Annotated in this window: 13 protein-coding genes; 6 read left to right on the top strand and 7 right to left on the bottom strand. The window is 71.5% G+C overall.

The window, feature by feature from the left end:
• Positions 1-23 precede the first annotated feature (23 nt).
• From KALB_RS18430 to KALB_RS18415, 4 genes are read right to left on the bottom strand one after another with little or no spacing between them, the layout of a single operon-like run.
• Positions 24-344 (bottom strand): Rieske (2Fe-2S) protein, encoded by a 321-nt coding sequence (locus KALB_RS18430; RefSeq protein WP_025357191.1) that lies wholly within the window; start codon positions 342-344, stop codon positions 24-26.
• Positions 341-1,522, bottom strand: coding sequence for a Fe-S cluster assembly protein SufD (sufD, locus tag KALB_RS18425; RefSeq protein WP_025357190.1), 1,182 nt, complete (start codon positions 1,520-1,522; stop codon positions 341-343). Before sufD ends, KALB_RS18430 begins: the two co-directional genes overlap by 4 nt.
• Position 1,523: 1 nt before the next feature.
• On the bottom strand, positions 1,524-2,978 hold the full coding sequence (gene sufB, locus KALB_RS18420; protein ID WP_025357189.1) for a Fe-S cluster assembly protein SufB: 1,455 nt from the start codon (positions 2,976-2,978) through the stop codon (positions 1,524-1,526).
• On the bottom strand, positions 2,975-3,742 hold the full coding sequence (locus tag KALB_RS18415) for a helix-turn-helix transcriptional regulator (RefSeq protein WP_025357188.1): 768 nt from the start codon (positions 3,740-3,742) through the stop codon (positions 2,975-2,977). Before KALB_RS18415 ends, sufB begins: the two co-directional genes overlap by 4 nt.
• Before the next feature lie 269 nt (positions 3,743-4,011).
• Between KALB_RS18415 and mptB the strand changes: the two genes are divergently transcribed.
• The 5 genes from mptB (at position 4,012) to KALB_RS18390 (ending at position 10,208) form a co-directional block, all read left to right on the top strand.
• A complete protein-coding gene (gene mptB / locus KALB_RS18410) occupies positions 4,012-5,667 on the top strand; it encodes a polyprenol phosphomannose-dependent alpha 1,6 mannosyltransferase MptB (protein WP_025357187.1) in 1,656 nt (551 codons plus the stop codon).
• Positions 5,668-5,711: 44 nt separating this feature from the next.
• Positions 5,712-6,650, top strand: a complete 939-nt coding sequence (locus KALB_RS18405) for an ABC transporter ATP-binding protein (protein WP_025357186.1) — start codon at positions 5,712-5,714, stop codon at positions 6,648-6,650.
• Between the two features lie 82 nt (positions 6,651-6,732).
• Complete coding sequence (locus tag KALB_RS18400) at positions 6,733-7,488, top strand: ABC transporter permease (protein WP_042222241.1); 756 nt, start codon at positions 6,733-6,735, stop codon at positions 7,486-7,488.
• A gap of 2 nt (positions 7,489-7,490) precedes the next feature.
• Positions 7,491-9,113 carry a murein biosynthesis integral membrane protein MurJ gene (gene murJ / locus KALB_RS18395; protein WP_051913106.1) on the top strand — a complete coding sequence of 541 codons (1,623 nt, stop codon included), beginning with the start codon at positions 7,491-7,493 and terminating at the stop codon, positions 9,111-9,113.
• A 126-nt stretch (positions 9,114-9,239) separates the two neighbouring features.
• A complete protein-coding gene (locus KALB_RS18390) occupies positions 9,240-10,208 on the top strand; it encodes a COX15/CtaA family protein (protein ID WP_025357183.1) in 969 nt (322 codons plus the stop codon).
• A gap of 76 nt (positions 10,209-10,284) precedes the next feature.
• Here KALB_RS18390 and KALB_RS18385 read toward each other — a convergent pair whose 3' ends face one another.
• The 3 genes from KALB_RS18385 to KALB_RS18375 all read right to left on the bottom strand — a co-directional run bounded on the left by KALB_RS18385 (position 10,285) and on the right by KALB_RS18375 (position 12,812).
• Positions 10,285-10,743, bottom strand: coding sequence for a GbsR/MarR family transcriptional regulator (locus KALB_RS18385; protein ID WP_030110363.1), 459 nt, complete (start codon positions 10,741-10,743; stop codon positions 10,285-10,287).
• A gap of 250 nt (positions 10,744-10,993) precedes the next feature.
• The gene (locus KALB_RS18380; protein WP_025357181.1) at positions 10,994-12,421 is read right to left on the bottom strand and encodes an MDR family MFS transporter; all 1,428 of its coding nucleotides are present in this window, start codon (positions 12,419-12,421) and stop codon (positions 10,994-10,996) included.
• A gap of 76 nt (positions 12,422-12,497) precedes the next feature.
• Positions 12,498-12,812 (bottom strand): hypothetical protein, encoded by a 315-nt coding sequence (locus KALB_RS18375; RefSeq protein ID WP_025357180.1) that lies wholly within the window; start codon positions 12,810-12,812, stop codon positions 12,498-12,500.
• A 39-nt stretch (positions 12,813-12,851) separates the two neighbouring features.
• Between KALB_RS18375 and KALB_RS18370 the strand changes: the two genes are divergently transcribed.
• Positions 12,852-14,459, top strand: coding sequence for a DUF885 domain-containing protein (locus KALB_RS18370; protein ID WP_025357179.1), 1,608 nt, complete (start codon positions 12,852-12,854; stop codon positions 14,457-14,459).
• Positions 14,460-14,474: the final 15 nt, after the last annotated feature.

Genomic DNA, 14,474 nt, shown 5'->3' with positions numbered 1-14,474 from the left:
CCTGTGTGGCGGTGCGAAACAAGTCAGTTGGTCCGGGTGTCCACGTCGACGTGCACGTCACCGTCGATCACGGTGACCGCGTAGACGGGCACCGGCTCGGTGGCCGGTGGTGTGGACGGCGCCCCGGTGCGCAGGTCGAAGCACGAGCCGTGCAGCCAGCACTCCAGGCCGTTGCGGGTCAGCTCCCCCTCGGAGAGCGAGACCTCGGCGTGGGTGCACTCGTCGCGCAGCGCGTGCACCTGCTCGCCCTGGCGGACGAGCACCACGGGGGTGTCCGCCAGCTCGACCGCGAAGGGCTTGCCCTCGTCCAGGTCCGCCAGCGGACACACCCTGTGCACGCTCACGCTCCGACGGCCTGCAGCTCGGCCTCGATCGCGGCCTCCAGGCGCTCGCGCACCTCGGGCACCGTGATCTTCTGCAGCACCTCGTGGAAGAAGCCGCGCACCACGAGGCGACGCGCCTGCTCCACCGGGATTCCCCTGGCCTGCAAGTAGAACAGCTGCTCGTCGTCGAACCGGCCGGTGGCGCTGGCGTGGCCCGCGCCCTCGATCTCACCGGTCTCGATCTCCAGGTTGGGCACCGAGTCGGCGCGCGCCCCGTCGGTGAGCACCAGGTTCCGGTTGAGCTCGTAGGTGTTGGTGGCCTCGGCCGCCGCGCGGATCAGCACGTCGCCGATCCACACCGTGTGCGCGCCCTCGCCCTGCAACGCGCCCTTGTAGACCACGTTGCTGCGGCAGTTGGGCACCGCGTGGTCCACGAAGGTGCGGTGCTCAAGGTGCTGGTCGGCGTCGGCGAAGTAGAGCCCGGTCAGCTCCGCGTCCCCGCCCTTGTCGGCGTAGGTCACGGTGGGGCTGACCCGCACCAGGTCCCCGCCGAGGGTCACCACGGTGTGCTTGAGCACCGAGTCCCGGCCGACCTTGATGTGGTGCGCGCCCACGTGCACGGCGTCGTCGGCCCAGTCGTGCACGGTGACCACGGTCAGCCGCGCGCTGTCGCCGAGCACGACCTCCACGTTGTCCGCGTAGGTGCCCGAGCCCCGGTAGTCCAGCACGACCACGGCCTCGGCGAAGGCCTCGGCGCGCACCTGCACGTGCCCGAAGGCCACCCCGCCCTGGCCGGGCCCGGTCACGGTGACCAGGGTGGGCCGGGAGGCCTTGGTCTCCTTCGGCACGGTGACCAGGGTGGCGGTGGTGAACGCCGACCAGGCCTGTGCGGCCACCCGGTCCACGGGCACCCCGCCCTCGCCGATGCGCTGGTCGTCTCGGGCGACCCGCTCCACGCGGACCTCCGGCGACTCCCGCACCTCCACGGTGGCGGTGCCGCTGGCGACCGCCGTGCCGTTGTGCAGGCCGTTCAGCCGCTTGAGCGGGGTGAACCGCCAGTCCTCCTCGCGACCGCCGGGCACCTCGAAGGCGTCCACGTCGTAGGAGGTGAAGCGGTCGCCGCGCGAACCCAGCGGGACGACCTTGCCGCCGCCGTGCGAGTGCTCCGACAGCCCGTGCTGCGTCGTTGGCGCTGCCATCTCAGCCAACGGCCCCTTCCATCTGCAGTTCGATAAGCCGGTTGAGCTCCAGGGCGTACTCCATGGGCAGCTCGCGGGCGATCGGCTCCACGAAGCCGCGCACCACCATCGCCATGGCCTCGTCCTCGGTCAGTCCGCGCGACATCAGATAGAACAGCTGGTCCGCGCTGACCTTGGACACGGTCGCCTCGTGGCCCATGGACACGTCGTCCTCGCGCACGTCCACGTACGGGTAGGTGTCCGAGCGGCTGATCTGGTCCACCAGCAGCGCGTCGCACTTGACCGTGGAGGCCGAGTGGTGCGCGCCCTTGTTGACCCGGACCAGGCCGCGGTAGGAGGTGCGGCCACCGCCGCGCGCCACCGACTTGGACACGATCGTCGAGGAGGTGTGCGGGGCCAGGTGCACCATCTTGGCGCCCGCGTCCTGGTGCTGGCCCTCACCCGCGAAGGCGATCGAGAGCACCTCGCCCTTGGCGTGCTCGCCCATCAGGAACACCGAGGGGTACTTCATGGTGACCTTGGAGCCGATGTTGCCGTCGATCCACTCCATGGTCGCGCCCTCTTCGGCCTTGGCGCGCTTGGTGACCAGGTTGTAGACGTTGTTCGACCAGTTCTGGATGGTCGTGTAGCGGCAGCGGCCGCCCTTCTTGACGATGATCTCCACGACCGCGGAGTGCAGCGAGTCCGAGGAGTAGATCGGGGCGGTACAGCCCTCGACGTAGTGGACGTAGGCGTCCTCGTCGACGATGATCAGCGTCCGCTCGAACTGGCCCATGTTCTCGGTGTTGATGCGGAAGTACGCCTGCAGCGGGATGTCCACCTTGACGCCCTTGGGCACGTAGATGAACGAGCCGCCCGACCACACCGCGGAGTTCAGCGCCGAGAACTTGTTGTCCCCGCTGGGGATCACCGAGCCGAAGTACTCCTGGAACAGCTCGGGGTGCTCCTTGAGACCGGTGTCGGTGTCCAGGAAGATCACGCCCTGGGCCTCCAGGTCCTCGCGGATCTGGTGGTACACGACCTCGGACTCGTACTGGGCGGCGACACCGGCGACCAGACGCTGCTTCTCCGCCTCCGGGATGCCCAGCTTGTCGTAGGTGTTCTTGATGTCCTCGGGCAGGTCCTCCCAGGAGGCCGCCTGCTTCTCCGTGGACCGCACGAAGTACTTGATGTTGTCGAAGTCGATGCCCGACAGGTCCGAGCCCCAGTTCGGCATGGGCTTGCGCTCGAACAGCTTCAGGCCCTTGAGCCGGTGCTCCAGCATCCACTCGGGCTCGTTCTTCTTGGCGGAGATGTCCCGAACGACGTCCTCGTTCAGGCCCCGGCGGGCGCTCGCGCCTGCCACGTCCGAGTCGGCCCAGCCGTACTCGTAGTTCCCGAGCGTCGCCAGGGTTTCCTCCTGGGTGAGCGCGGGCTGTGCCGTGGTGGGCGTGCGCTGCTCGGCAGCGGCAGTCATGCGAGCTCCCCTCCGTCCGGGGTGGGTGTACTTGTCGTGTTCGGGGTCGTGCTGGGTGCCGGGGTCAGCGGGACGTGCGTGGTGCACGCCGCGTCACCGCGGGCGATCGTCGCCAGCCGCTGCACGTGGGTGCCGAGCATCTCGGCGAACGCCGCCGTCTCGGCCTCGCACAGCTGGGGGAACTCGGCGGCCACGTGGGCCACCGGGCAGTGGTGCTGGCACAACTGCTCCCCCGCACCGACGTGGCGGGCCGTGGAAGCGTAGCCCTCACGGGTCAGCGCCACGGCCAGGGCCTTGGCCCGTTCGGCGGCGTCACCGTTGGCCACCACGGTGGCCCGGTGCCGGTCCACCATCGCGGCGACCCTGCGCTCGGCGAACGCCCGCACGGCCTGCTCCCCGCCGCTCTCCGCCAGGAAGCGCAGCGCGGCGACGGCCAGGTCGTCGTAGGCGTGCCCGAAGCGGGACCGCCCCGACTCGGTGAGCAGGAACAGCTTGGCCGGGCGACCACGTCCCCGGCGACCGCGCTGCGGCGCCTCCCTGGTGCACGCCTGGCCGTCGGCCAGCAGTGCGTCCAGGTGCCTGCGCACCGCGGCGACGCTCAGCCCCAGCTCCTCGGCGACCTCCACAGCGGTGGACGGCCCCCGTTCCAGCAGCAGCCGGGCCACGCCGTCGCGGGTGCGCCCGTCAACGGGCGTCGCGGTGCCCGACCCGGTGCGGGTCGTGGCCTCCTCCGCGAGCTCGTCAGCGGTCCCGGCGTTTTTCACAACACAAGTGTTGCCTATTTCCTCGCGGGGGGCAAAGCGAGTCCCGGTGATCAGTGACTCGACTCACACCTGGTCCCCCTCGCGGCGGCTTCCGCCCAGCTCACGACTCCACCCCGTGATCACCGCCACCGATCCGCAACACGCCGACACGGCGTACCGCAAGCGCCGACACGCGCTGTCAACCCCGCGTGTCGGCGCTTCCCGTGCGGTGTGTCGGCACTTCCCGTAGGCGTACACGGGCCCCACCCCGGCCCCGATAGGCTCGCTCGGTGCTGGTGGCCCGTCTCAAACACCTGGTGACCTGGCTGGCCGGGGATCCCCGGCAGCCCGTGCTCACCCCCGTCGAACAGACCCCGGTGCGGTTGGACCGCGCCGAGCGCCGCCAGCTCGACGGCATCCGCCGCTTCGGCACGGTCGGCTCCCTGCTGATGGCCTGCGGCGGGCTCGGCGCCGGGGCCTCGCCGGTGATCAACCCGCTGCCCGGCGTGCCGATGCTCGGCCTGTTCCCGCGCATCCCCACCGTGGCCATCGCCAGCGCCTTCACCGGCATGGCGATGCTGGTGCTGGCCTGGCTGTGGCTGGGCCGGTTCACCTGGCCAGGCAGGCCGCGGCTGCTGTCCCGCGCGCAGATGGACCGCACGCTGGTGATGTGGACCGTGCCACTGGTCCTGGTGCCGCCCATGTTCAGCCAGGACGTGTACAGCTACCTGGCGCAGAGCTGGGCCGTGGACAAGGGCCTGGACCCGTACACCAGCGGGGCGGCGGCCGGGCTCGGGCCCGACGACGTGCTCGCGCAGAACGTGCCCACGATCTGGCGGGACACGCCCTCCCCCTACGGCCCGCTCTTCCTCACGCTGGGCCGGCTGGTGACCTCGATCTCGGGCACCAACGTGGTCATCGGCGTGCTGCTGGAACGGGTCCTGATGCTGATCGGGCTGGGGCTGATCGTCTGGGCCCTGCCCCGCCTGGCGCGGCGCTTCGGGGTGCCGCCGATCAGCGCGATCTGGCTGGGCGCCGCCAACCCGCTGGTGATCTTCCACCTGGTGGTGGGCGTGCACAACGAGGCGCTGGGCATCGGGCTGATGCTGGCCGGGTTCGTGATCGCCCTGCACCGGCTGCCCGCGGTGGAACCGGGCGACCCCGTGCCGCCACTGGGACGGCACGAGCTGCTCGGGCTGCTGGCCGGGGCCGTGGTCATCACGCTCGGCGCGGGCATCAAGATCCCCGCGCTGGTCGCACTGGGTTTCCTCGGGGTGATGATCGCGCGCCGCTGGGGCGGCACGTTCCGGCAACTGGTGTGGGCCGGGGCCGCGCTGGTGGGCATCGCCGGGCTGGTGACCGCCGGGATCACCGTGGCCAGCGGGCTGGGCTGGGGTTGGACGGGCACGCTCAACGGCGGCACGATCGTGCTGAGCTGGCTGTCCCCGGTGACCCTGGTCGGGCTGGCCGCCAGCGGGGCGGGCATCGCGCTGCAACTGGGCAACCACACCAACGCCATCGTGGGCACGATCCGCTTCCTGGGCTGGCTGGTCTTCGCCGGGGGCAGCGCGCTGGTGCTGTGGCGCAGCTTCAAGGGCCGCTACTCCGCCATGTACGGCATGGGCCTGGTGCTGGTGCTGTTCGTGGTGTTCGGGCCGGTCGTGCAGCCCTGGTACGTGCTGTGGCCGATCATCCCGCTGGCCACCGCCGTGACCAACCCCAGGTTCCGGCTGTGGGCCACGGTGATCTGCGCGCTGGTGGCGATCGTCACCCCGCCGACCGGGTCCACCTTCGACGGTCGGGTGTTCGTGCTGCCGCAGTCGGCCGTGGCCGCGATCGTGCTGACCGCGATCCTGTTGCTGCTGGTCAGGGGCCGGTTGCCCGCCCGCGAACCGCGTGGCAAGGACGCCGAGGTGCGCCCGGTCACCGCGGAGCCGGTGGGGTGAGCCGGATCGAGACGCCCGTCCCGGACGGCCTAGGCTGCCGTGCCGTGACTACCCACCCCGATGCCCCAGTGGTCGAGGTGTCGGGTCTTGTGAAGCGCTACGGCTCCACCGTCGCGGTGAACGGTCTCGACCTGCGCGTGGAACGCGGCACCGTGCTGGCCCTGCTGGGGCCCAACGGCGCGGGCAAGACCACGACCGTCGAGGTCTGCGAGGGCTTCCTGCGGCCCGACGCGGGCAGCGTGCGGGTGCTGGGGCTGGACCCGGTGCGCGAGGGCGCCCAGTTGCGGGCGCGGATCGGCGTGATGCCCCAGGGCGGCGGCGCCTACCCCGGCGTGCGCGCGGGCGAGATGCTGCGGCTGGTCGCCAGCTGCGCGGCCAACCCCCTGGACCCCGCCTGGCTGCTGGACGTGCTCGGGCTGACCGGCGCGCACCGCACCCCGTACAAGCGGCTGTCCGGCGGCCAGCAGCAGCGGCTGTCCCTGGCCTGCGCGCTGGTGGGACGTCCCGAGCTGGTGTTCCTGGACGAGCCGACCGCGGGCATGGACCCGCAGGCGCGCAGGCTGGTGTGGGAGCTGGTGACCGCGCTGCGCGGTGACGGGGTGGGCGTCGTGCTGACCACGCACCTGATGGACGAGGCGGAGACGCTGGCCGACCAGGTGGTGATCGTGGACCACGGCCGGGTCGTCGCCGGGGGCAGCCCGCAGCAGCTGACCTGCGGCTCCGACGGGGAGCAGCAACTGCGCTTCCGCGCCCGCTCGGGCCTGGACACCAGCCTGCTGGTCTCCGCGCTGCCGGAGGGCTGCACGGTGGACGAGGTCGGCCCGGGTTCCTACCTGGTCGGCGGCCGGGTGGACCCGCAGGTGATCTCCACGGTGACCGCGTGGTGCGCGCAGCAGGGCGTGCTCGCCGAGGAGATGCGGGTGGCCAAGCGCAGCCTGGAGGACGTGTTCCTGGAGCTGACCGGACGGGAGCTGAGGTCGTGAGCTCACCATCGAGCACAGGGCGCCCGCTCGCGGGCCGACGAGCGTCAGCGAGGAGTGTCCCGTGAGCACGTTCGAACCGGGCATGTTCGTGCCCGCGCCGGGACGCGGCAGGCTGGGCCGGATGCTGCTGGTGCAGGCCCGCACCGAGGCCACTTTGGCGCTGCGGCACGGGGAGCAGGTGCTGCTGACCCTGCTCATCCCGCTGGCGCTGCTGGTGGGCATGACCCTGGTGCACGTGGTCGCGCTGCCCGAGCCGCGGGTGAACTCCGTGACGCCCAGCGTGTTCGCGCTCGCGGTGATGTCCTCCGCGTTCACCGGGCAGGCCATCGCGCTGGGCTTCGACCGCCGGTACGGCGTGGTCAAACGCCTTGCCGCCACGGCGATCCCGCGCTGGCTGCTGGTGGCGGGCCGCCTGCTCGCCGCGTTGATCGTCGTGGTGCTGCAACTGGTCGTGCTGGGTGCCGTGGCGCTCGCGCTGGGCTGGTCCCCCACTCTGGGCGGCATCGCCTGGACCGCGCTGCTGGCACTGCTGGGCACGCTGGCCTTCGGTGCGCTAGGCGTGCTGCTGGGCGGTTCGCTGCGTGCGGAGATCGTGCTCGCCGTGGCCAACATCGTGTGGTTCGCGCTGCTGCTGGCCGGGGGCATCGTCGTGCCGCTGAGCGCGCTGCCCAGCGGGCTGGCCGCCGTGGTGCAGTTCCTGCCCTCGGGTGCACTGGCCGAGTCGCTGCGCGCGGTGCTCGCCACCGGCGCGGCTCCCGGCGTGCAGCCCGTGCTGGTGCTGCTGTTCTGGTGCGTGGCCGGTGCGGGCCTGGCCGCCAGGACCACCCGGCTGACATGACGATGACCGCACGGAACGAGCCCTCGCTGGCCAAGGCCAGCGGCTCCATGGCGATCGCCACGCTGACCAGCCGGATCACCGGCTTCCTGTCGAAGTTCCTGCTGGCCTACGTGATCGGCCTGAGCGCGGGCGCGGTCAACGACTCCTACACCGTGGCCAACACGGTGCCCAACATCCTCTACGAGCTGTTGCTGGGCGGGGTGCTGACCAGTGTCGTGGTGCCGCTGCTGGTGCGCGCCAAGCACGAGGACGCCGACGAGGGCGAGGAGTACACCCACCGGCTGCTCACTGTCAGCTTCACCCTGCTCACCGCACTGACCGTGGTCGCGGTGCTGTGCGCCCCGCTGGTGCCCAAGCTGTTCGTGTCCGGCACCGACACCTCCAACCCGGCGCTGGTCACCGCGTTCGCGTACCTGCTGCTGCCCGAGATCATCTTCTACGGGCTGTTCGCGATGTTCGGCGCGATCCTCAACTCCCGCACGGTGTTCGGGCCGCCCGCCTGGGCGCCTGTGATCAACAACCTGGTGCTGCTCGTCACCATCGGCGTGTACTACGTGCTGCCCGGCGAGATCTCCACCAACCCGGTGGAGATGGGCAACGTCAAGCTGCTCGTGCTGGGCATCGGCACCACGTTGGGCATCGTGGCCCAGGCGGCCATGCTGGTGCCTCCCCTGCTGCGCAGCGGGTACCGCCCGCGCTGGCGGTGGGGCTGGGACCCCAGGCTCACCGAGTTCGGCGGCCTGGCGGCCTGGGTGGTCGGCTACGTGGTGGTCAGCCAGGTCGGCTACGTGACCATCACCCGCGTGGCCACCGGGCACGCCACCGGCGGCATCTCCATCTACACCTACTCCTGGCTGCTGGTGCAGATGCCCTACGGGGTGCTGGGCGTGTCCCTGCTGACCGCGATCATGCCGAGGATGAGCAAGGCCGCCGCCCAGCGCGACATCCCCGCGCTGATCGAGGACCTGTCCCTTGGCAGCCGCATGTCCGCGGTGATGCTGGCCCCGATCAGTGCGCTGATGACCGTGCTGGGACCGGCGATCGCGGCCGGTCTGCTCGTGTTCGGCAAGGCGGGCGCGGACTCGGGGCGGCTCGGGCTGGCGATCACCGCCTCGGCCTTCGGCCTGCTGCCCTACGGCCTGACCATGTTGCAGATGCGCGTGTTCTACGCGATGAAGGACGCGCGCACGCCCACCCTGATCAACATGATCATGATCGCGGTGAAGGTCCCGATCTGCGTGGCCGCCGCGTACCTGCTGCCCTCCCAGATGGTCGTGTTCGGACTGACCTTCTCCGACGCGATCAGCTTCACCGTGGGCACGGTGGTCGGCGAACTGTGGCTGCGCAAGAGGTTCGGCCGGATCGGCAGCCGCAGGGTGGCCCGCACCTACGTGAAGGTCGCCGTGTCCGCCGTGTGGGGCGCCGCGGCAGCGCTGGTGATCGAACTCGGTGTGGCCAAGTTCGTGCCCGGCGGGGTGCACGGTGCCGCCGGGGCGTGGATCTCCTTGCTGCTGGGCGGGATCCTGGGTCTGCTGGCGGCCTTCGGCATGATGGCCCTGCTGCGGGTGCACGAGCTGCGGCCCGCCCTGGACAAGATCACCAGCCTGGTGCGGCGATCCGCGTAGCGTTTCCTCGTCACAGCCTGGAATTCCGCGCTAGAGCGGTGCTCGAACCCGACTGGTTCGCGCCCGCGCGCGTCCGGATCGGGCCCCGGCCAAGGGTTCTCAGCAAGCCCGACCTACCATCGAAGGGTGTCGCTGAAAGCCTGGATCGACCGCCTGCCAGCTCTGCCCCGTCGTGCCGAGCGCGGGCTCGCGTTGGCCGCGGTGATCGGCCAAGTGGTCATCGCCGTGACCGGCGCCGTGGTCCGCGTCACCAGTTCCGGGCTCGGGTGCCCGACCTGGCCGCAGTGCGCCCCCGGCAGCCTGGTGCCGATCGCCGACCCGCTGGAGGGGCAGCTGCACCAGTGGATCGAGTTCGGTAACCGGATGCTGGGCGGTCTGCTCGGCGTGGTCGGCGCAGCCTGCGTTCTGATGGCCCTGGCCGCCCGGCCGCGTCGGCGGCGGGTGGTCGTGCTGGCCGCGATGATGCCGATGGGCGTGGTGGCCCAGGCGGTGATCGGCGGGATGACCGTGCTGGCCGGCCTTCAGTGGTGGACGGTGGCCCCGCACTTCCTCGCCTCGATGCCGCTGATCTGGCTGTCGGTGCTCCTGTACCGCTCGCTGGACGAGGGCGACGAGCCGCTCCGGCCGACCGTGCCGCGCCCGCTGCTGCACCTGCAGGCGGCGCAGGCCGTGGTGCTGGTGCTGCTGCTGATCGCCGGCACGCTGGTGACCGCGGCCGGGCCGCACTCAGGGGACCGGCGCACGCCCCGGTTGGACGTGCCGGTGGAACTGCTCGCCCAGATCCACGCCGACCTGCTGTTCCTGTTCCTCGGCATGATCGTGGCGCTGGGCTTCGGGCTGCGGATCACCTCGGGCAGCCCGGTGCTGTGGCGGCGGTACTGGCTGCTGGTGGCCGTGGTGCTCGCCCAGGGCGCGGTCGGGATGATCCAGTACTGGACGGGGGTGCCGGCCCTGCTGGTGCTCGGGCACGTGTTGGGTGCCGGCCTGGTGGTGGCGGCCGGTGCCAACCTGTGGACCGCCTGCCGCGACCGCGGCCCTGCTCCGCGAGCCGTCACCCAGCCCGCCACCGACCACGCCGAACCGGCCCCGGTGTAGTCAGGTACGGCGAGTCCCGCTGAGCCGCTGACGAGTCCCGTCCTGGGGCGGCCGAGTCCCGCCCAGCGGGCGGCGGCTACTTCGGCGGCGCGGGGCGGCGTTCCCACACCCCGGGCAGCTCCGCGGCCAGCCAGCCGTAGAGCTCGTCGATGGCCCGCAGGCGCAGCGCCCGCTGCGGGTCCCCGCTGAGCAGGCGCAGACCGGAGGAGGTCAGCTCCCTGGTCTGCGCGAGCGCACGCAGCCGGCGGTTGACCATGTCGTGCCAGCCCTGCTCGTTGAGCTTGTACTCGGCGGCCTGCCGCCCACGGCGGGTCGTCTTGGTCACCACGCCGAGGTTCATCAGCAGGCGCACGTTGGTGCTGATCGACCCGCTGCTGGCCTCCAGCTCCTCGGACAGCTCGGCGGCGGTGCGCTCGACCGGGTCGCACACCAGCAGGTAGGCCAGGATGCGCCCGCCGATCAGCGGGATGCCCTCCGGCACGAAGTGCGCGGCCATCTGCTCGATCCAGACCGAAAGCTGGCTCTCTCGGACCACCGGTGCCCCCTGAGATCGACTTCAATCGACACTGAAGTCCTAGTGTAACCGGAGGTTACGGAGCGAGCGAGTGGCCACGCGGCAGAACAGCGCGTGTCGGCGCTTCCCGCACGGTGTGTCGGCGCTCGGAGGACGGTTTCCCAATTCGTGGGATTTCGTACCGAAACCGCCGACACGCGGCACCGGAAGCGCCGACACGCGCTGGGGTTGAGCGGGGTTCGCGCGCGGCTGAGCGGGACTCGCGTGCGGGTCAGCGGGGTTCGCGCGCGGCTGGGCGGGACTCGCCGGTGGGCTGGCGCAGGGTGGCGGCGGCGTCCACGTCGCGCACGGTCAGCGCGGCCGCCGCGGCCAGCAGTGCCAGGGTCGCGGCGGTGAAGAACCCCGCGTGGTAGGCGATCAGCCCCGAGTCGCTGTCGGGTACCGGCCCGAACACGGTGACGACCGCGCTGAGCAGGGCCACGCCGATGGCCGACCCGAGCTGGCGGACCGTGTTGAACAGGGCGGCGGAGCGGCCCAGCTGCTCGACGGGCACGGCGGCGAAGGCGGCGGTCTGCGTGGGCAGGAAGACCCAGCCCATGAACACGCCGACCCCGAACATCATCGCGGCGATCAGCCACTGCTCGGTGCCCAGGTCCACGGTGCCGAGCAGGCTGATCGTCAGCCCGACACCGGTCAGGCCGAACAGCTGCAACCGGCGCGGGCCGACCCTGGGGTAGATCCGGCCGACCACCTGCACCGAGCAGAGCACGCCCAGGGCCTCGGGGAAGGTGGTCAGCCCGGAGGACAGGGCGGAGGCGCCCCGCACGTTCTGCAGGAACAGCGGCATCAGGTACAGGGTGCCGAGGAACCCCGCGGTGGCCAGGAAGATGACCAGCGAGTTGGACCGGAACAGCCTGCTGCCGAACAACCTCAGCCGCAGCATGGGCTCGGCGGAGCGCAGTTCCACCAGCACGAGCAGGACCAGCAGCGCCAGGCCGCCCAGGCCGGTGGCGAGCACGTCCGGGGAGCTCCAGCCGCTGATTGGGCCCTGGCTCAGCGCGTACATGCTGGCGCCCAGCCCGAGGCCGGTCAGCACGAAACCCGGCAGGTCGAACCGACCGGCTTCCGGCTCGCGGCGCTCGGTGAGCATGAACGCGCCGAAGGCGAAGGCCAGCACGCCCAGCGGGATGTTGATGAAGAAGACCCAGCGCCAGGACAGCCGGTCGGCGAGCAGGCCGCCGATCACCGGACCGCTGGCCGGGGCGAAGATCGTGGGCAGGGAGAGCAGCCGGGAGGCGCGGGCCCGCTCCGCCGGCGGGAAGGCGCGCAGCATCATCGCCAGGCCGACCGGGGTGAGCAGCCCGCCGCCCGCGCCCTGCACCACCCGGAACAGCACCAGCTGCGGCAGGTTGGCGGCCAGCCCGCACAGCACCGAGGCGCCGACGAACACCGCCAGCGCCACCAGGAAGACCCGCTTGCTGCCCCAGCGGTCACCGAACCAGCCCGAGGCGGGCAGGAACACGGCCAGGCTCAGCAGGTAGCCGATGACCACCGAGTGTGCGTCCACCGGGGCCACCCCGAACTCCGCGGCCATCTTGGACAGGGTCACGTTGACGACCGTCGAGTCCAGGATTGTCATGAACAGCGCGGACACGTAGACCACGCCGACAACGACCTTGGGGCTCACCCTGCCCGACACCACGCCACGTCCCCCACACCCGCACGGCCAGCCGATTCAGGCATCCTATGGCACGAACGGGTGAAGATCGGAGGTCTCAGGCCTTGCGGGCCCTCGGCCCCGCCATGCGCCGCCGGTGCTTCGCACCGATCTTCGCCGCCGCGGTGGTGTCCCGGTCCCACTCGGACTGCTCCAGGTCGGCGACCGCCGCGCAGAGCGCCTCCCCGGTGGCCACGTCGGCGACCACCACGTCGCCCATGGCACCGTCGGCCCCGACCAGCACCACCCGGGCACCCATGCGGCCGATGTTCTCCACCACGGCGCGCGCGGGCGTGCCGTGCGCGGAGACGAAGGACTTGGCCGCGGCCACCGCGCGGGCCGGTGCCGTGACGGCGACGGTCTGCTCAGACATGACACGGAGGTTAGTCGACGACGACTAGATTCAGTCCACGTGACCGAGCACACGCCCGACTTCGTGGCCGACTTCATGGCCTGGTACCTGGACGCGAACCCGATGCACGCGGCGATGTTGGGCCGCACCGAGCAGGAGCACACCTTCGGCGACCTCAGCGAGTCGGGCTGGCTCGACCGCGAGCGGCAGTCCGCGGGCTGGCTGGACCGGCTCGCCTCGGTGCGGCCAGCAGACCAGGACGCGGCCATCGACCGGGACCTGATCGTCTCGCACCTGCGCGGCCAGCGGGCCCGCGCGCAGTGGCCCACCTGGCGCCGCGATCCCGCCGTGTACGCCGGGTCGCCGATCCAGTCCCTGTTCGGCACCTTCCTGCACCGCCAGCAGCCCGAGCCCGAACTGGTCGCCTCCGCGCTGTCCAGGCTGGCCGAACTGCCCGGGGTCTTCGCGGCCTGCCGGGCGAACCTGGATCCCGAGCTGTCCTGCGAGCTGCTGGTGCGGCGCGCGCTGAGCTCGCTGCGCACGGCCCGGCAGTTCCTCACCGTGACGCTGCCTGGTGAGGTGGCCGACGAGTCCCTGCGGGCGAAGCTGGCCGAGGCGGGCGAGTCGGCGGCGGAGGAGGCGGAGTCGCTGGCCACCTACCTGGAGTCCTTCGCGGAGCGAGCCACCGGGGACTGGCGGATGGGCGAGCAGCTGTACTCGACCCTGCTCACCGAGTGCGAGATGCTCGGCTACGGGGCCGGTGAGCTGCACGAGCGCGGGCTGGCCGCCTACGAGGAGTTGGCCGCCGAGGCACGCGCGCTGGCCGGGGACGACTGGCAGCAGGCGATCCGCGCGTTGCAGGAGGACCACCCGGCCACGCTGGCGGAGCTGCTCGCCGAGTGCACCTCGGAAACGGAGCGGGCCAGGCAGTTCCTCCTCGAGCGCGACCTGGTGAGCTTCGCCGACGGGGAGCTGTGCCGCGTGGTGCCCGCGCCGGTCTTCCTGCGTCCGCTGTTCGCGGTGCCGTTCTACATGGCCCCGCGCCAGCTCACCGCCTCCCGCACCGGCCACTACTTCGTGCCGTTCACCCCGGAGGACGCCGACCAGGAGCAGCTCACTCACCGGTTGCGCGGCAACTTCCGCGCGCAGGTGACCTCGGCGGCGGTGCACGAGGCGTACCCGGGGCACCACTGGCACCTGTCCTGGCTCGCGGGCAACCCCAGGGCCGTGCGCAAGGCGCTGACCACCTCGTACTTCACCGAGGGCTGGGCGCTGTACGCGGAGAAGATGATGCGCGAGCAGGGCTACTTCACCGACCCGGGCCGCGAACTGGCGCACCTGGACATGCGGATCTTCCGCGCGGCGCGCATCGTGGTGGACACCGCGCTGCACTGCGGGGACATGACCGTGGCGCAGGCGGAGCAGTACATGGGCAGCAGGTCCTCGCTGAACGAGGGCATGGCCAAGGCGGAGGTGAACCGGTACTGCGCGTGGCCGACCCAGGCACCGTCCTACCTGACCGGGGCGCTGGAGATCGACCGGATCCGCGCGGACTACCTCGAAGCGGGGCTGGGTGACCTCAAGTCCTTCCACGACAGGATCGCCGGGTCCGGGGCGCTGCCGCTGGGGCTGGCCCGCCGCGCGGCGCTGGGAACAGCGGCGGCCTGAGCGCTGTTGGCACCG

Origin of the sequence: Kutzneria viridogrisea DSM 43870 (assembly GCF_000525635.1) — a bacterium.
Taxonomy (GTDB): Bacteria; Actinomycetota; Actinomycetes; order Mycobacteriales; family Pseudonocardiaceae; genus Kutzneria; species Kutzneria viridogrisea.
This window is presented reverse-complemented; position numbering and strand designations above follow the sequence as displayed.